16 protein-coding genes and 1 tRNA gene are annotated in these 18,180 nt (G+C 49.1%); 3 read left to right on the top strand and 14 right to left on the bottom strand.

Translation table 11 applies throughout. From position 1 onward, the window contains the following. Window positions 1-5: 5 nt before the first annotated feature. The 5 genes from gpmI to AC6B99_RS16015 form a co-directional block, all read right to left on the bottom strand. Entirely contained in the window at window positions 6-1,538 is a 1,533-nt protein-coding gene (gene gpmI, locus AC6B99_RS16035; RefSeq protein WP_056032479.1) for a 2,3-bisphosphoglycerate-independent phosphoglycerate mutase, read from the bottom strand. A gap of 1 nt (window position 1,539) precedes the next feature. Then, window positions 1,540-2,295 carry a triose-phosphate isomerase gene (gene tpiA / locus AC6B99_RS16030; RefSeq protein WP_494863560.1) on the bottom strand — a complete coding sequence of 252 codons (756 nt, stop codon included), beginning with the start codon at window positions 2,293-2,295 and terminating at the stop codon, window positions 1,540-1,542. A gap of 30 nt (window positions 2,296-2,325) precedes the next feature. After that, window positions 2,326-3,507 carry a phosphoglycerate kinase gene (locus AC6B99_RS16025; RefSeq protein WP_496663713.1) on the bottom strand — a complete coding sequence of 394 codons (1,182 nt, stop codon included), beginning with the start codon at window positions 3,505-3,507 and terminating at the stop codon, window positions 2,326-2,328. Window positions 3,508-3,804: 297 nt separating this feature from the next. Continuing rightward, a complete protein-coding gene (gap, locus tag AC6B99_RS16020) occupies window positions 3,805-4,809 on the bottom strand; it encodes a type I glyceraldehyde-3-phosphate dehydrogenase (protein ID WP_099517684.1) in 1,005 nt (334 codons plus the stop codon). A gap of 307 nt (window positions 4,810-5,116) precedes the next feature. Next, window positions 5,117-6,154: a sugar-binding transcriptional regulator gene (locus tag AC6B99_RS16015; RefSeq protein WP_056032491.1), complete on the bottom strand. Its 1,038-nt coding sequence runs from the start codon at window positions 6,152-6,154 to the stop codon at window positions 5,117-5,119. A gap of 251 nt (window positions 6,155-6,405) precedes the next feature. Between AC6B99_RS16015 and AC6B99_RS16010 the strand changes: the two genes are divergently transcribed. Together AC6B99_RS16010 and clpP are read left to right on the top strand one after the other, a co-directional pair. Beyond that, a tRNA-Arg gene (locus AC6B99_RS16010) sits at window positions 6,406-6,477 on the top strand. Window positions 6,478-6,706: 229 nt separating this feature from the next. Continuing rightward, complete coding sequence (gene clpP, locus AC6B99_RS16005) at window positions 6,707-7,288, top strand: ATP-dependent Clp endopeptidase proteolytic subunit ClpP (protein WP_056032494.1); 582 nt, start codon at window positions 6,707-6,709, stop codon at window positions 7,286-7,288. 187 nt (window positions 7,289-7,475) lie between these two features. On the opposite strand, the gene AC6B99_RS16000 is transcribed toward clpP, so the two are convergent. From AC6B99_RS16000 to AC6B99_RS15980, 5 genes are all read right to left on the bottom strand, one after another. Then, window positions 7,476-7,745, bottom strand: a complete 270-nt coding sequence (locus AC6B99_RS16000; RefSeq protein WP_046234108.1) for an HPr family phosphocarrier protein — start codon at window positions 7,743-7,745, stop codon at window positions 7,476-7,478. 97 nt (window positions 7,746-7,842) lie between these two features. Further along, on the bottom strand, window positions 7,843-8,772 hold the full coding sequence (gene whiA / locus AC6B99_RS15995) for a DNA-binding protein WhiA (protein WP_056032497.1): 930 nt from the start codon (window positions 8,770-8,772) through the stop codon (window positions 7,843-7,845). A 6-nt stretch (window positions 8,773-8,778) separates the two neighbouring features. Beyond that, a complete protein-coding gene (locus tag AC6B99_RS15990; RefSeq protein WP_056032501.1) occupies window positions 8,779-9,765 on the bottom strand; it encodes a gluconeogenesis factor YvcK family protein in 987 nt (328 codons plus the stop codon). Between the two features lie 12 nt (window positions 9,766-9,777). Beyond that, a complete protein-coding gene (rapZ, locus tag AC6B99_RS15985) occupies window positions 9,778-10,665 on the bottom strand; it encodes an RNase adapter RapZ (RefSeq protein WP_056032504.1) in 888 nt (295 codons plus the stop codon). A gap of 54 nt (window positions 10,666-10,719) precedes the next feature. Further along, window positions 10,720-11,670, bottom strand: coding sequence for an ROK family glucokinase (locus AC6B99_RS15980; RefSeq protein ID WP_056032507.1), 951 nt, complete (start codon window positions 11,668-11,670; stop codon window positions 10,720-10,722). A 660-nt stretch (window positions 11,671-12,330) separates the two neighbouring features. On the opposite strand from AC6B99_RS15980, the gene AC6B99_RS15975 reads away from it, so the two are divergent. After that, window positions 12,331-12,897, top strand: a complete 567-nt coding sequence (locus AC6B99_RS15975; protein ID WP_056032510.1) for a glycerol-3-phosphate responsive antiterminator — start codon at window positions 12,331-12,333, stop codon at window positions 12,895-12,897. Window positions 12,898-13,151: 254 nt separating this feature from the next. On the opposite strand, the gene trxB is transcribed toward AC6B99_RS15975, so the two are convergent. From trxB to hisJ, 4 genes are all read right to left on the bottom strand, one after another. After that, a complete protein-coding gene (gene trxB / locus AC6B99_RS15970; protein WP_494863559.1) occupies window positions 13,152-14,099 on the bottom strand; it encodes a thioredoxin-disulfide reductase in 948 nt (315 codons plus the stop codon). 60 nt (window positions 14,100-14,159) lie between these two features. Further along, window positions 14,160-15,911: a tetratricopeptide repeat protein gene (locus AC6B99_RS15965; protein WP_056032516.1), complete on the bottom strand. Its 1,752-nt coding sequence runs from the start codon at window positions 15,909-15,911 to the stop codon at window positions 14,160-14,162. Window positions 15,912-16,234: 323 nt separating this feature from the next. Continuing rightward, window positions 16,235-17,185 carry a ribose-phosphate diphosphokinase gene (locus AC6B99_RS15960; protein WP_056032519.1) on the bottom strand — a complete coding sequence of 317 codons (951 nt, stop codon included), beginning with the start codon at window positions 17,183-17,185 and terminating at the stop codon, window positions 16,235-16,237. Between the two features lie 142 nt (window positions 17,186-17,327). Next, window positions 17,328-18,134, bottom strand: a complete 807-nt coding sequence (gene hisJ, locus AC6B99_RS15955; RefSeq protein WP_056032522.1) for a histidinol-phosphatase HisJ — start codon at window positions 18,132-18,134, stop codon at window positions 17,328-17,330. Window positions 18,135-18,180 lie beyond the last annotated feature (46 nt).

Below are 18,180 nucleotides of genomic sequence, written 5' to 3'. Positions count from 1 at the left end.
AGTTGCTACTTCTGAATCAGGGAAATGCCCGTCATTTCTGCCGGCTTGGAAAGCTGCATCAAATCAAGCACCGTCGGTGCAAGGTCTGCCAAAATTCCGCCTTCACGCAGCGTTGCTCCAGCAACCGTCACAATGCATGGCACCGGGTTGGTTGTGTGCGCTGTGAAAGGACGTCCATTTGCATCAAATACCATATCGGCATTACCATGGTCAGCTGTAATAATACATACGCCGCCTTTAGCAAGCACAGCTTCAACGACTTGGCCCAAGCATGCATCCGTTGCTTCCACCGCTTTGATTGTCGGCTCCAGCATGCCGGAGTGACCTACCATATCGGGATTGGCAAAATTCAAGATAATCGCATCATGCTTATCTGCTTCAATCTCGCTGACTGCAGCTGCCGCTACCTCATAAGCGCTCATTTCTGGTTGCAGATCATAAGTCGCTACTTTAGGCGAATTGATCAGAACGCGAGTTTCACCCGGCAATTCATGATCGCGGCCGCCGCTGAAGAAGAACGTGACATGCGGATACTTTTCCGTTTCCGCAATGCGAAGCTGCTTCTTGCCGTTTTGCACAAGCACTTCACCAAGCGTATTATCAAGGTTTTTCGGCGAATAAGCGACAAAGCCGCCAATCGTTTCGCTGAACAGCGTCAAGCATACGAAATACAGATTTTTTGGAGCATGCTCCCCACGTTCAAAACCGCGGAAATCTTCATTCGTAAATACTTGTCCCAGTTGAATCGCACGGTCAGGCCGGAAATTGAAGAAAATAACTGCATCCTCCGACTCGACAAGACCAACAGGTTTGCCATCTTCGCCCACGATAACCGTTGGCATAACAAATTCATCATAAACGGATTTCTCGTACGATTCAACTATCGCCTTGAGCGGATCGTTATATTGCGGGCCTTCGCCATACACCATAGCGCGGTAAGACTTCTCTACCCGCTCCCAGCGTTTGTCGCGGTCCATCGCGTAATAACGTCCTTGCACCGTTGCAACATGGCCTACGCCAACCTCTTCGATCTTCGCGAGAAGCTGCTCCATGTAGCCTTTTGCGCTATCCGGGGCAACGTCGCGGCCATCAAGGAATGCATGGATATAAACATCTTCTAGGCCTTCCTTCTTCGCCAGGTCAAGCAGAGCAAACAAATGCGCAATGTGGCTGTGTACGCCGCCATCGGACAGCAGGCCGTACAGGTGAAGCTTCTTGCTATTTGCTTTTGCATGACGCACAGCGCCGAGCAGCGTTTCGTTGTCGAAAAACTCGCCATCGCGGATCGACTTGCTGATGCGAGTCAAATCCTGATAAACGATGCGGCCTGCGCCGATGTTCAAATGGCCAACCTCGGAGTTGCCCATTTGTCCATCTGGCAAGCCTACCGCTTCACCGCTCGCTGTCAGCTGCGTATGAGGGTAAGTCGACCAGTAACGGTCGTAGTTAGGCTTTTTCGCTTGGGCAACTGCATTGCCTGTCACGTCATCGCGCAGACCAAAGCCGTCAAGAATAATTAATGCAACTGGAGCAGCCATCTTACTTGGCCCCCTCGATCAGTGCGATATAGGAAGCAGGCTCAAGGCTAGCTCCGCCTACAAGCGCGCCGTCGATATCTTGCTGACCCATATATTCAGCAACATTGTTAGGTTTAACGCTGCCGCCGTATTGGATACGAACCGCTGCTGCTGTAGCATCGTCATAAAGACCTGCAATTACGCTGCGGATATAACCGATAACGTCCTGTGCATCTTCAGAAGTTGAAGATTTGCCAGTGCCAATCGCCCAGATCGGCTCATAAGCAACAACGACTTCAGCTGCTTGAGCAGCGGACAAGCCTTGGAATGCCGCTACCGTTTGCACGTTGCAAACATTTTTCGTTTCGCCAGCTTCGCGCTCTTCAAGCTTCTCGCCTACACATACGATAGGAGTCAGATCATGCTTGAATGCTGCATGTACTTTTTTGCTAACGATTTCGTCTGTCTCAGCAAAATAAGCACGACGCTCGGAGTGGCCGATAATGACATATTTTACGCCCAGGTCTTTCAGCATCACGCCGCTGATTTCGCCTGTGAATGCGCCATTGTCTTCGAAGTGAAGATTTTGAGCGCCAATCGCGATCGTTGTTCCTTTAGCTGCTTCAACAAGGGAAGGAAGTGCTGTAAATGGCGCGCAGATCACGCTCTCTACGCCATCAACCTCTGCTTTGCCTTTCACATCTGCGAAGAAGGAAGCCGCTTCAGAAACCGTTTTGAACATTTTCCAGTTGCCTGCAATAATTGGTTTTCTGCTCATATATATACCCTCCTGTACTGTATGGGTTGCTTATTTATCGTTAAGTGCTTCAACGCCCGGCAATACTTTGCCTTCCATGAATTCCAGGGAAGCGCCGCCGCCAGTAGAAATATGATCCATTTTGTCAGCAAGACCGAATTTCTCAGCTGCTGCCGCCGAATCGCCGCCACCGATAACCGTGTAGCCAGCTGTTTCTGCACATGCTTTCGCTACTGCTTGTGTACCATGGGAGAAAGGCTCGATTTCGAATACGCCCATTGGTCCGTTCCAAACAACCAGCTTGGAGTTTTTGATCGCTTCAGCGTAAATTTCACGCGTCTTAGGACCGATGTCGATGCCTTCCCACTCAGCTGGAATGCCGTCAACGTCAACGATTTGCGTGTTGGCGTTTTTGCTGAAATCATCAGCTACAACGATATCAACCGGAATGAGGAAGTTTTTGCCCAGCTTTTTCGCTTTCTCGATGAACTCAAGCGCCAGATCAAGCTTGGAGTTGTCTACGAGCGACTTGCCGATTTCATGGCCTTGTGCTTTGAAGAATGTGTAGGATAAGCCGCCACCGATAATAATGTTGTCGGCAATTTCGATCATTTTGTTGATAACGTCGATTTTGTCCTTAACCTTCGAACCGCCTACGATAGCTGTGAAAGGACGCTCAGGGTTGTTCAGCGCTTTGCCAAGAACATCAAGCTCTCTCTCCATCAATAGACCGGAAACAGCCGGCAGGTGGTGCGCAATGCCTTCAGTCGAAGCGTGAGCACGGTGTGCAGCTCCGAAAGCATCATTCACGTAAAGATCAGCAAGCTCAGCGAAAGCTTTCGCCAGCTCAGGATCGTTTTTCTCTTCGCCCGCATGGAAACGAACGTTTTCAAGCAGCAATACATCGCCAGCGTTCAAAGCCGCGATTTGCGCTTTAACATTTTCACCGATCGACTCATCCGCTTTTACTACCGGTTTGCCAAGAAGCTCGGACAGGCGCGCTGCCGATGCTGTGTGGCGAAGCTCTTCTACAACTTCACCGTTCGGGCGGCCCAAGTGGCTTGCCAAAATAACTTTCGCGCCTTTTTCGATCAAGAAGTTAATCGTAGGAAGCGTCTCACGGATACGCTTGTCATCGGTAATTTTACCATCTTCGAGCGGCACATTGAAATCGACGCGTACGAATACCCGTTTGCCTGCTACTTCTACGTCACGAACACTTTTTTTAGCCATGAATGTAACCTCCTGATATTAGCGTACAAAGCTTAACACTTTCTATATTCAAACAAAAAGAAGCGTTCCCTCTTTATTAAAAGAAGGAACGCTCCCTCTTGGCCCGCAGCCAGAAGGCTCGCGAACCTGAAGCTGCGCTTCGTCATGAAGACAAAATCGCGCCCCTGTTAAGGTTTCGCTTGAATCGCATACGATGCCCCGGGAGCGCCGCGGATTAAGCGTATCCCAAGGGCCAGTGCAATACCGGCCTGGGACGTAAAGCGTTCCATGTAATTGTGGGGGATATTTCCCTTGTTCTTACAGACCTTTGCTTGCGATATAAGCAGCGAGATCAACTACGCGGTTCGAGTAGCCCCACTCGTTGTCGTACCAAGAAACAACTTTAACCATGTTGCCTTCAACAACCATAGTCGACAGACCGTCGATTGTGGAAGAAGCTGGATCGTGGTTGTAGTCGCTCGATACAAGCGGCAATTCATTGTAGTTTAAGATGCCTTTAAGAGCGCCGTCAGCAGCTTCTTTCAAAGCAGCGTTAACTTCTTCAACTGTAACGTTAACTTTCAGTTCAGCTACCAGGTCAGTAACGGAAACGTTAGGTGTAGGAACACGCATAGCCATACCGTTCAGTTTGCCTTTCAGCTCAGGAAGAACAAGGGATACCGCTTTAGCAGCACCAGTCGATGAAGGAATGATGTTCTCAGCAGCTGCACGAGCACGACGAAGGTCTTTGTGCGGTACATCCAGAACGGATTGGTCATTTGTGTACGAGTGGATCGTTGTCATCATGCCTTTAACGATGCCGAATTTATCGTTCAATACTTTTGCAAACGGAGCAAGACAGTTCGTTGTGCAAGAAGCGTTGGAGATGATTGTGTGGGAAGCTGCATCGTATTTGTCTTCGTTAACGCCGATAACGATAGTAATGTCTTCGTTAGTAGCAGGAGCGGAGATGATAACTTTTTTAGCGCCGCCTTTAAGGTGAAGCTCAGCTTTTTCTTTAGCTGTGAAAATACCAGTGGATTCAACAACGATTTCAGCGCCTACAGAAGCCCAAGCCAGGTTCTCAGGGTTGCGCTCAGCGAAAACTTTGATTTCGCGGCCGTTAACTACGATCGCGCCTTCTTTAGCTTCAACTGTAGCATCAAGAGTACCGTGAGTTGTATCATATTTCAAAAGGTGAGCCAGTGTAGCTGTGTCTGTCAAATCGTTTACTGCTACGATTTCAACATCAGCGTTGTTCAGAGCTGCGCGGAATACGTTACGACCAATACGACCAAAACCGTTAATACCTACTTTAACCATTGTTGTTTCCTCCTAGAGTGTTTTGGGATAAAAAATATATTTCAAGACATTTCGCATGCCGGATGCCATTGTCTCGCCCGGCGCGCGAAGCATCAAGATCACTTGCCAAGCAAAAACGACTTTGTCGTCCTTCTAGGACGAGCGAAGAGCTTTGCCCTAGAATTCTAAGCGGATATAAGGATAAAACTTATAAATTCTTAGAATTCAAGCGTAAACGGCCGAAAGCCGTCCTCTGGCGGTAAAGCTGCCGTTTCGCGGTGAAATATAAGTCCTATTTATAAGCTGCAACTTATAAATTCTTATATTTTTATGGAGCTGAGCCTTCAATAATCGCAATGATTTCTAATGCGGCAGCCTCATCGGTAACTAACACATCATTGTGTCCAAAACGCATAACTGCAGCGATCGCTTCACCTTTGCTTTTGCCTCCGGCTACTCCGATAACTACTTCAGTCTTCACAATATCCTCGAGCCGTAGTCCTACCGTCGGCATCTTGTGAACCACTTGCCCGCTGCGATCAAAATAAAAACCGTATGCTTCAGCAAGCGCTCCTTCAGCTTCAATACCCTGCATCGTCGCCTCATCAAGCTTCCTGCGCCGAGCCATCACCATAGCGTCTCCGATGCCGTGCACGACAATACGCGCCCTGCGGATCACTTCTATAATGTCCTGGATATTCGGTTCCTGCATAATGGGAGCATAAGCTTCCTCGCCAAGATGATCAGGAACGTGAAGCAGCCGATAGTTGGCACCTGTCCGCTTCGCCATGGTGGAAGCAATCGTATTCGCCTGATAATCGACGCTTTCGCCAAGTCCGCCTCTTGCAGGCACGAACCAATTGGTTTTAAGCGGCGCCACAGCCGAAAGCTGATTGGCTACCTGAGCAGTCGTCGTACCGCCTGTAACGGCTATGACGTCGCCTTGCTCCATCGCTTTGCGCAGTACCTGCCCTCCTGCTCTGCCGAGTTCCCGCTTCGTCTGCGCGGATACATCAGAATCGCCGGCCACAACAACAACTTGGCTCAGCCCGAAATAACTTCTGATCTTCTCCTCAAGCTCCGATAAGCCGAAAATCGTCTGCACAAAAGGCTCAAACTGTTCAAGCAGTTCTTTGCCAGGTTCACTGATTCTCATGCCTGAAGCATGAATTTCAAGCAAGCCCTGCGACTTTAGAAAGTCCGTTTCTGCTCGCAGCACCCTCTCCGTCATACCGAGCGTTGTCGCAAGCGTTCTGCGGCCGATGAGATCAGAGAGCATAACCTGGTGCAGTATCCTGTAGCGCTTCCTCATCACGTCGAGCAAATCTGGCAGAAGCTGCTGCTGCAATTCAATCATTTGGCGCATCTTCTAATTATTCACTCCACCCGTACTAAGTTAAGCGAAACCGATACTCATGCATTGCGGTGGACACGAAACGTCCCATGCTTTCGTTTTAAGTCCCACCTCTATTTTACCGAACTTGATCTAACATTTCAAGTCAACAATTTCATATGAAACCGTTTACTGACACGATTTTATCAAATTTATTTTTAATAGCTGGCTTGATTTCTATTCACATTTAACATATACTAAATCTTGCTGTTACTTTTATACATGCGCCCGTGGTCCAATGGATATGACGTAGGCCTCCGGAGCCTGAGATCTAGGTTCGATTCCTAGCGGGCGCGTTCTGATTTGCCAATAACGACATACAACAAGCAATCGTGTTTATGAAGCCTAGTATGTGGCCACCCTGATGAAAGGGTGGTTTTTTTATATCGTTTTTTAGCTGCAAAAAGGCATGCGATAGAGAAAAATCTGATTTGTCTGACTATCTTTGACTTTTAACGTTTCATCCGCTATTATGATGTTACGGCAATATCAATCTTGTTATTTTTCGGAGGAGGTTTACAGGATATGAATTTCGTCCCTATGGTTATTGAGCAAACTAATCGCGGAGAGCGCTCCTACGACATCTATTCCCGGTTATTGAAGGACCGTATTATCTTCTTGGGCTCGGGCGTCAATGACGTTGTAGCCAACTCCATCATCGCACAGATGCTGTTTCTGACAGCTGATGACCCTGAGAAAGACATCTCCCTTTACATTAACAGCCCTGGCGGTTCCATCACCTCGGGTATGGCTATCTATGATACGATGCAATACATCAAGCCTGACGTATCCACCATTTGTGTAGGTATGGCAGCATCGATGGGCGCTTTCCTGCTTGCAGCAGGCGCCAAAGGCAAGCGTTACGCGCTTCCGAACAGCGAGGTTATGATTCACCAGCCGCTGGGCGGCGCTGAAGGCCAGGCGAGCGATATCGAAATTCGCGCACGCCGCATTATCAAAATGCGCGACCACTTGAATGGCATCCTGTCCGAGCGCACAGGCCAACCGCTTGAGCGCGTGGAGAAAGATACCGATCGCGACTATTTCATGAGCGCAGCAGAAGCTTGCGAGTACGGTCTCGTTGACAAGGTTATTGAGAAAATCTAATTGCCCCGCATTATTGTGGACGCATAACAAAAGAACCCCGGTTCAGGCGAACCGGGGTTCTTTTGTTATGGACTTTTGTTATGGACTTTTTTTAACCAAAAAACCGCCCCGGATCATTCAGATCCAGAAGGCGGCATGGCCAAATAATAGGGTTATGAGCAAGCGAATCCCTGCTGCATAGGGCTTCTTATTGGTTCTCCAGCTCTTCCTTGCTTACCAATGCAGCTAAAGCGTTTACAGCCTGTTCTGCGTCCGAACCTTCCGCACTTATGAAAACTTCAGTGCCCGAACTGATTGCCAAGCTCATAATTCCCATAATCGATTTGGCATTCACTTTCTTGTCGTCTTTCTCGACGAATACTTCAGATGAAAATTTATTAGCTTCTTGTACGAATAATGCTGCAGGTCTTGCATGAAGACCCGTCTTTAGTCGAACGACAACCGGAAGCCTTGTCATGGAAACCATACCCCCTATATCTTATTCATTCCTTAATTATGCCGATAATTTTAAACTCATTGTATCATTATACCATCGGAAACAAGAAGTTAAAAGTTTAGCCATTGCGTATTTTTTCAGCAAGCTCGTCAATTTTGCGAAGACGATGGTTTACGCCCGACTTGCTTACTGACCCTTTCAGCAGTTCGCCAACTTCCTTCAAGTTCAGATCGGGGTGCTGCAGGCGAATTTCAGCGACTTCCCTGAGCTTATCCGGCAAGTTATCAAGGCCCAGCTCGCGGTCCAGCAGTTTAATATTATCAATCTGCCGCACGGACGCGCCAATGGTCTTGTTCAGGTTCGCCGTCTCGCAATTGACGATGCGATTGACGGAATTGCGCATGTCGCGCATAATCCTTACATCCTCGAATTTGAACAGCGCCTGATGAGCACCGATAATGTTCAGCAGCTCAATAATTTTCTCGCCTTCCTTAATGTAAAAAATAAAGCCTTTCTTCCGTTCAATGCAGCGGGCATTCAGCTCGAACTTATTGGCAAGCTCCACTAATGAGGCGCAATACTCCTCATACATCGAAGAAATTTCCAAATGGTACGAGGAACCCTCAGGGTTATTCACTGAACCTCCAGCAAGGAAAGCCCCGCGCAAATAAGAACGCTTGCAGCAAGACTTCTTGATCATCGCTTTATCGATTCCGGAGTTGAACACGAAACCTTCCGATACGATATGAAGCTTGCTCAATATAGATTGTACCATTGTTGGAATACGTACGATATACACATTGTTCTTTTTCAGCCGCATTTTTTTCCGAACCAACAGCTCGGTGTGTACCTCAAAGTGCTTTTTGACCAGAGAATAAATACGACGGGCTATGGCAGCATTTTCTGTTGAGATGTCCAAAATGACTTTGCGGCTGGATAAGCTGACAGAACCATTCATCCGAATGAGTGCGGAAAGCTCTGCAAGCTCACAGCAGGAATCCGCTTCAATAAGCGTAAGTTCCTTTTTCGTTTGTGCCGCAAACGACATGGTTTGTCACCTCTTTCTAATCATCCAGTTTTCCACTAGCTTATAAATATGATGGCTTAGACGCTCGGCATCATGCCTTAGAAACGTCTGGAATAAAACAAAACGATCCGCAATAACCTCGCAGCCCTTGCTGCGAATAGCTTCTAAATCAATAGCGACGGGCTTTGCGCCCATCTCTGCATATTTGGCTTCCACTTGCGGTGAAATTTCACCATTGTTCACAATGACATAATCAAATAATTGCAGGCCGATATGGGCCTCAATCGCATTCATATGATCCGATACCGTATAATTGTCCGTCTCGCCCGGCTGCGTCATCACATTGCACACAAACAGCTTGACGGCGCAAGATTCCGTAATTGCTTGGGCAAGCATGGGAACAATCAAATTCGGCATAATGCTCGTGTACAAGCTTCCAGGCCCAATAAGAATGGCATCTGCTTGCTCGATCGCCTTAACCGCTTCCGGCAGCGCGTGTGCCTTCTCCGAATCAATGAATACACGCTTGATTGCTTGACCCGCCTTTGGAATCATCGACTCGCCAATGACGATCGAGCCATCGGCCATTTCTGCCTTGAGCACGATAGCCTGGGCTGCCGCAGGCAAAACACGCCCGCGCACCGCCAGCACCCTGCTCAGCTCGCGTACGCCCGTCACAAAATCGCCTGTGATGTCAGCCATAGCAGCCAGCATTAAATTGCCGAGACTATGCCCGGCAAGCCCCGTGCCTGAATTGAATCGGTATTGCAGCACCTCTGCAAGCAGCGGCTCCGTATCGGCGAGCGCCATCAGCACATTGCGAACATCGCCCGGAGGCGGAATTTGCAGCTCATTGCGCAGCACGCCGGAGCTGCCCCCATCATCCGCAACGGTGACGATGGCTGTAATATCCATGGGCTTTTCCTTCAGCCCGCGCAGCATAACGGATAATCCTGTGCCTCCGCCAATGACTACGATCTTGGGAGGCGCTCCTATTTTGTGCCTGTTCTGCATACATTCCCTCCGTTAATGCCTGTCGCGGTCGGAATCGCGATGGCTGACGCGTACCCGTTCCGTATCGCTGCTTCCCAGCACACGGCCCAAGTATTCCGAAATCGCCACCGAGCGATGTTTTCCTCCGGTACAGCCAATGCCGATAACGACCTGGCTCTTCCCTTCCTTATGATAAAGCGGAAGGAGGAACTGGAGCATATCAACCAGTTTAGCCAGAAACGCCTGCGTTTCCGGCCATTTCATCACATATTCATAAACCTCTGGCGTCTGGCCGGTATTTGGGCGCAGATGCTCAATATAATGAGGATTAGGCAAAAAACGCACATCATAAATTAAATCCGCATCAATCGGAATGCCATATTTAAAGCCGAAAGAAATGACATTGACCGACAAGCTATTTTGCTCCAAATTCGTAAACCTGGAAATAATCCGTTCTTTCAGCTGTGCGGGCTTGATACTGCTGGTGTCAATGACCAGCGATGCAGACCCCTTCAAATCCTCCAGCATTCTGCGCTCCAGCTTGATGCCGTCCAGCGGCAAGCCATCGGGCACAAGCGGGTGGCGGCGGCGGCTCTCCTTATAACGTTGAACGAGCACGCCGTCCGTCGCATCCAGGAACAGTATCTCACAGCTTATGGTAGAATGGTCTTTAATATAACTTAAAGACTCCGCTAAAGCTGTAAAAAACTCCCTGCCGCGCAAGTCAATAACTAAGGCAACCTTGCCGATCTTCCCGTTTGATTGCTCAATCAGCTCTGCAAACTTAGGGATAAGCACCGGGGGCAAATTATCGACGCAGAAGAAGCCAAGATCCTCTAGACTTTGTACAGCAATCGTTTTGCCCGCGCCTGACATCCCTGTAATAATAACAAGCTTCGCTAGTGCCGCTGCCGTCTCCATCTTCTTCTCCTCCTCACAAGCGGGGAAATTGTCCCTGTTATCCTATGTTTATCGCTACGAGCGCAAAATCAATCCCGCTGCGCCAACGACACCTGCATTGTTGCCGAGCGTAGCAGGGATGATTTTCACGCCATCCTGCGCTTCTTTCTGTGTATACTTCTCGAATACTTCGCGAATTTGCTCGAACAGAAACTCGCCGGCTTTGGACACGCCGCCGCCAATAATGAAGCATTCCGGATTCAGCACGACGGCCATCAGCGCCATCGAGCGTCCCAAATAATACGCCGCACGGCTTACAATGCGCATAGCTACTTCATCTCCAGCTTTTGCTGCATCGATAACGTCCTTCGCCATAATGTCTGTCACTTGAGCAAGCGTCGTACGGTCGCCGCGCTCCACAGCATCCTTCGCCATACGGATAATGCCCGTTGCGGAAGAAACCGTTTCGAGGCAGCCCATCTTGCCGCAGCCGCACTGAATCGCTTCGAGATCCGGCACAATTGCAATATGTCCAAGCTCGCCAGCCATGCCGGCGAAGCCTTCGACGATTTTGCCGCCGATAATAATACCGCCGCCCACACCTGTACCAAGCGTGTAGCATACGCAGTGGTCGATGCCTTTGCCCGCGCCAGCCCAAGCCTCGCCCAGCGCTGCCACGTTTGCATCATTGTTTACAAGCACTTTAGTTGCCAGCTTGGCTTCCAAATAATCTTTCAAATTTACGTCGCGAATCTTCAAATTCGGCGCGAACTTAATATAGCCCGACGGAATGTCCAGGAAACCGGCGATTCCTACGCCTACACCGCCAACCTGCTCCCATTCATAGGAAGATTCAGCGACGATGGCACGCGCATAAGCAGCAATATTTTCAAGGATAGCATCCGTACCTTTATTCGTTTCTGTGGGACCTTCATACGTGTGAAGCAAATCCCCGTTCTCGTTGCACAATCCGACCTTAATTGCCGTTCCGCCAACATCGATTCCAACGTAAATCTTTTGAGACATTTGTAGTCCACCTCATTAATATGTTAATCTTCTCTGTCCACTATAAGCGAAGCTCCTCCCTCTGGTCAAGGCAGGAAGCTCCTTGCTGCCGCTGGATTTGCACGTTGAGTTCACCCCGTATATCCATTAGACTAGGGTCAAGCGTAAACGGCTTTGCCGTCCTTTGGCGGCAAAGCTTCGTTTCGCGATGAAATATAGAGAAAGGATGAGAACATCACATACTTTCCTATATTTCAAGGTGAAACGGCTGTCGCCGTCCTTTGGCGGCGTGGCGCGTTTCATTCCGAGAAATATAGAGAAGGGATGCGAAAACCATATCCTTTCCTATATTTCAAGCGTAAACGGCTTTGCCGTCCTCTGGCGGCAAAGCTTTCGTTTCGTGATGAAATATAGAGAAAGGATGGGAACATCACATACTTTCCTATATTTCAAGGTGAAACGGCTGTCGCCGTCCTTTGGCGGCGTGGCGCGTTTCATTCCGAAAAATATAGAGAAGGGATGCGAAAACCATATCCTTTCCTATATTTCAAGCGAACACATCACTTCCCGCCCCAGATGGCGGACTCCGTTCCGCATTGGAATCGAAGCCGCGTATACACGCCTAGCTGGCAGCTTATTATAGATCAATGAATCCACATCCCGATAAGGAGGTATTCGGCCTTGCCCTTTCACAACCAGCAAATATTGCCTGCCCCGCGAAAAACGAAAGATTTGGAAAAGCTGATGACTTCTGACTTCTCCTATATTGTGCTGCTGGAGACGCATATCAGCCAACTGAAGAGCATTTTCGAGCTGGCGAATGCCCATGGCAAAAAAATACTGCTCCACGCCGATTTAATCGGCGGCCTCAAAAATGACGAATACGCAGCCGAATATTTGTGCCAGATGATTCGCCCGGCCGGACTTATTTCTACACGCGGCGCTGTCATTAGCACAGCCAAGAAAAATGGCCTTATTGCGATACAGCGCTTGTTTCTGCTGGATACCCAGGCATTGGAGAAAAGCTATGTGCTGCTGGAGCGCACGAAGCCTGATTATATTGAAGTGCTGCCAGGCGTCATGCCGCATATCATTCGTGAAGTTTTTGAACGGACGGGCATTCCGATTTTTGCCGGCGGTCTGATCCGAACTGTAGCAGATGTGGAAAATGCAACTGCCGCTGGGGCTACAGCAGTGACCACCTCGCGCAGCGAGCTGTGGACGCATTTTGCGTCTACAAGCAAATGATTATTTTCGGCAAGCTTATGCCGCTTGCGTCAATGCTGCGCCACCTGTACGCCACCCCAGCTCATAGTGCTGCTTGTTCTAGGGTACTGCCCAAACATACAAGCGTACAATAAACATACAATAAATACCCCTTTGCCTTATTCATCAGGCAAAGGGGTATTTGCTGCATTTCGATCTAGGGAACTAGGAAGCTCAGCGTTTGATAGGCGCTTGCGCCTTATGTGCGCTAACTGAACCTAACCGCCGATCTATGTTTACAGGGACTGGCTCCAGTCATGCGTCATGCTGCCTTCAAGGAAACGTTCGCAATCGAGCGCTGCCATACAGCCGCTGCCCGCAGCGGTAATCGCTTGGCGATATTTGCTGTCCTGCACGTCGCCACAAGCGAAGATGCCTGGAACGTTCGTCTCGGAAGTACCCGGTTTTACTTTAATGTAGCCATGCTCATCCGTATCGATCTGTCCATTCAGGAAGGCCGTGTTCGGCGTGTGGCCGATCGCGATGAAAATGCCGTGCGTCTCAATGACTTCTTCACTGCCCGTTTCATTGTTGCGTACTTTAAGGCCAGTAACGCCCATTGGCCCAGCTACAACCTCAACTGGCGTGCGGTTTAGGCTCCAGTCGATTTTTTCATTTTCGCGTGCGCGGTCCTGCATGATCTTAGAAGCGCGCAGCTCATCGCGGCGGTTAACAAGCTCTACATTCGTCGCGAAGCGAGTCAGGAAGCTAGCTTCCTCCATAGCGGAATCTCCGCCGCCCACAACGATGATTTTTTTGCCACGGAAGAAAAATCCGTCGCAAGTGGCGCAGGTGCTGACACCGCGGCCTACGTTTTCTTTTTCCCCAGGGATGCCTAGGTATTTCGCTGAAGCGCCCGTCGAAATAATAAGCGACTCGCCTACGAATTCGCCCTTGCCTTCTACTTGCAGCTTGAACGGTCTCGCGGAAGTATCCACGCTGTTCACCCAGCCCGTAATGAACTCTGCGCCGAAACGCTCCGCTTGCTTGCGCATATTAGCCATCAAATCCGGACCCATAATACCTTCTGGGAAGCCCGGGAAGTTCTCTACTTCCGTTGTCGTCGTCAATTGTCCGCCTGGCTCCGGTCCTTCAATAACTAGCGGCTTCATGTTTGCACGAGCCAAATAAATCGCAGCCGTCAGTCCCGCAGGACCCGTACCGATAATAATTGCTTTATACATCCTGTAACCCTCCTTAGATTTTGCCCTATTCTTATTATATTTCACAGACACGCCTGCTCGCTATTCCAGCGGTTCATCTGGCGCAAATACCGAATTGATCGAACGCATCTTTTCCTTAATGCCGCACACTTGATCGATTCGCTTCGCATTTTTGCTGACCGTTGCAATGGAAGTGCCATAACGAACGGATACCTCATGATACGAAATCGTGCGCCGATGCATCTTCGCCGTCAAATATTCCAGTGCTGCGGCCCAGCCTTCGACCTTGCTCAGCTTCGGAACGTCCGGATAAACCCGGCTGAGAAACTCGACCCACAGCGTCATTAGATCATGCTGCTGGATCAGATCATAACGTTTGTTCATTCGCGATAACGCAGCTTCGACTACTTCCTGCCATTTGGCTTCCCACACAGGCAGACGAGAAGGAACACGATTCGGTTCAATGACCGTTTCCTTGCCTTCCAAAATCGCCTGCAGAGGCTCCTGTACATCAATGGTGCGCAGGACGAAAATCGCAATCCGCTTCAAATAATCGTCTTCGCCCGGTTCGATTAAAAACGCTCTTAGCGCATCCTTCACTTCATTGTCGGCAATCATGCCGAGCGCCTGAATAACTTGCAGCTTCGTGTTCCGATCGCCGTGGCGCAGCGCCCAGAAGAAGGAGGAGCGGACGAGCGGGTCGCGCTTCAAATGATCAGGCAGTCCATCCGAGGAGTTTTCCCAAAGCTTGAACTGCTCCTCAAACGGCAAATGATAATGGTAGCTGACTGCTGATTTATGCTGCCCTTGCTTTACCAGTTCCAGCTGCTCCATATAATAGCGGGGAATATTCGACTTTGGATCAAGCTTCGCTGTCTGCCGCCACAAACGCTCGGCTTCATGGAACCGACCAATATTGCATGCTGCCACAGCCGCATAATGATACAGGCATGGGTCCTGATTTAGATCAGGGTCCTTCAGCAAGCGAAGGAAGTGGCGGTAAGCCGCCTCATGCTCGCCAAGAATGCCCATCGTCGTAGCCAGCTTAAACACATGCTCCTCATGAAAAGGTGCCGTCTTGCGCAGCAGCTCCACCAGTGGAGCCAAACTTTTCTCATCCTCTGCATGCTGATAAAAGATGGCTAAATTGCACAAGGCATGCAGGTTGCCCGCATCAATATGCAGCGCCTCATGAATCGTTTCCATCGCTTTATCGAACAGACCCATATAATAATAAGCGAGCGCCAAATTGTTGCGGGCGGCCAGAAACTCCGGCTGTGCCGCAATAATGTCCTCCAGCAGGCGAACCGCCTCGGTAAACTTGCCTTCCTCCAGAAGCGTGCGTGCCTGATCATGCTCAAACAGGCCTTCACGCGCCTTAATGCTCGTTACCCGCGTTGGACGCTCCAGCTCATAATCGAGCAATTCCATCATTTCTTCCGCCTCATCGAGGTACTGCCCATCCGCATCCTCTTCGAGATATTGCACCAAAGCCCCTTCAGCGGCTTCATATTGTTCCATATTGGCATAGTTGTTCGCCATATAAAAATGGCATTCCGTCATCGTAGGATCAAGCTCATCGACGATCCAATGCAAAATCTTATTGGATTCCTCATAATTGCCCATTTCCGATAAAATGCCAGCCATATTACAATGGTTAACCGGATTTTCCGGCTCATATTCCACAGCACGGCGAAAATATTTAAGTGCCTTGTCATAGTGGTATCGGTCCAATGAGCGGACAGCCCGTTCGAAAAAGAATGTGGCATCCCACTGAATAGGTATGATTTTCGTTTTTGGCTCAGCTGTCGCCGCGCGTTTCTTTCCCTTCATTGGCAAGGCACCTCCCGGAAACTTCATTTTCTACGATTATAACATAGGAACGGTCAAGTCGCGCACTCAAACTAAAGGAAACGCTCCAGGACGGCTGCAATTACCCGCGTTCCATTGTGGCAAAAGGCAAAAAGTTATGAAAATCGCGGGCGTTTTAATAACCGCCCGCGATTTCATATAAGTATTTATGCTGTTTGTGATAAAGAGTCGACAAGGTGAAACGGCTGTCGCCGTCCTCTGGCGGAGCAGCGCGTTTCATTCCGAGAAATATAGAGAAAGGATGGGATAATTATATACTTTCCTATATTTAAAAAAAGTTCTCGCTACACGCCTGCATTTTTGAACAGGGTGCTGATCGAACCGCCTTCAATAATGATGCGTGTTGCTTCTGCAAGCAGAGGAGCAACCGATAGCACCGTGAAACGGTCCGGACGGTTGTCAGGCAGGAGAATAGAGTCGGTTACGACTACTTCTCTAATACTTGGAATATCCAAACGCTCAATAGCATTGCCGGAAAAGAGAGGGTGAGTAGCGCACACGTACACATCTTCCGCACCACGTTCCTTCAAGCTTTCGACTACATTGACAATTGTTGTGCCGGTATCAATCAGATCCTCGATAATAATCGGTGTCTGGCCTTCAACATCACCAATAACATGGGTAATCGATGATTCATTATGTGCTGGACGCTTCTTGATCATAATCGCGAACGAAGTGTCCAAGTAGTTGGCAAGCTTCTCGGCAGTCGAAGCGCGTCCAGCATCTGGCGATACGACAACTGGGTTTTTAATATTTTTCGATTTCAAATAATCGCTGAGCAGATCAAGAGCTGTCATATGATCGACCGGAATATTAAAGAAGCCCTGAATCGCTGGTGCATGCAAGTCAATCGTAACGACGCGGGTCGCCCCAACTGTCGTCAATACGTCTGCAACCATTTTTGCGGAAATCGGTTCCCGCGGCGCGGATTTACGCTCCTGACGGGCATAACCGTAATACGGCATAATAATGTTAATCGTTTTCGCCGAAGCCCGTTTCGCTGCATCAATCATAACTAGCAGCTCCACGAAATATTCGTTGATCGGATGCGAAAACGATTGAACCAGAAATACGTCGCAGTTCCGGATGGTTTCTTCATAGTGGACATAAATTTCGCCACTCTTGAATCTGGACATCTTAATGGCGCCGAGCGTCAATCCTAAATCCGAAGCAATCTTCTGAGCTAGTTCCGGATTAGACGATCCCGAGAAAATACGCAACTTGTCGCTTAACATAATACCCTCCTGAGCGTTTAAACCAAATAAGTTTTACCTGACTAGGCTTTCAATGCGCAACGCCTGCTTGCCCTAAGCTTGTGCTACGGGCACAGCCCGTTTGCGCTTGGTCAATACCATTATACATCGAATTGCTAATAATTCAAAAATCAATACTGACTAATTTTCGACGATCAAAGGTCGCGAGCTGCGAAAAACCGACTTCTTTCAACATCAGACGCGCTTGATCGAGGTATTGTGCCAGTCTTTCTGGCTGATGCGCATCCGAGCCAACCGTAATTGGAATGCCCAGCTTAAGCGCATATTCCAGCATTCTGCGGCTCGGGAACATTTCCTCCGCTGGTGTCCGCAAGCCCGAGGCATTCAATTCAATCGCAACGCCATGCCGCTTGACGGCTTCGAGCGCTGCATTTTCCAAATGCGTCACATCTTCCTCCGGCTTAAAGCCAAAACGCTTGATTACATCGATATGCCCGATAAAATCATAAAGCCCGGTTGCTGCCGCCTTCTGCACCGCATCATAATATTGCTCATATACCGCCAGCCGGTTTTTGCCTTCCCAGCCGTGCGTCTGGCGAAAATCGGTAATATCCCACTCGCCGAGAAAATGTACTGAGCCAATGACATAATCGAACGGATATGCTTTAATAATATCCTCGATTTGCCGCTCATAACCCTCGATATAATCGCCTTCCAGTCCGACGCGAATGTCGATTTGATGTTTGTACTTCTCCTTAAGCGTCAAACACTCCTCGACATAACGCGGCAGCTCCTCCATGGGCATGGCCATCTCTGGATAATACGTCGCCGGATCGACATGAATAAGCGGCAAATGGTCGGACAAGCCGAGCTGGTCAAGCCCCAGTTCAATGCCCTTCTGTACGTATTCCTCAAGCGTGCCAACTGCATGCCCGCAGCGAACATGATGGGTATGGTAATCGATAAGCATAAGGCAGTCCTGCCTTTCCCTTTTTAATCATCTGAATTAAAACCGC

Source organism: Paenibacillus liaoningensis (assembly GCF_059609455.1).
Note: the sequence above shows the minus strand (reverse complement) of the source record. Positions and strands in the feature narration are given on the sequence as shown.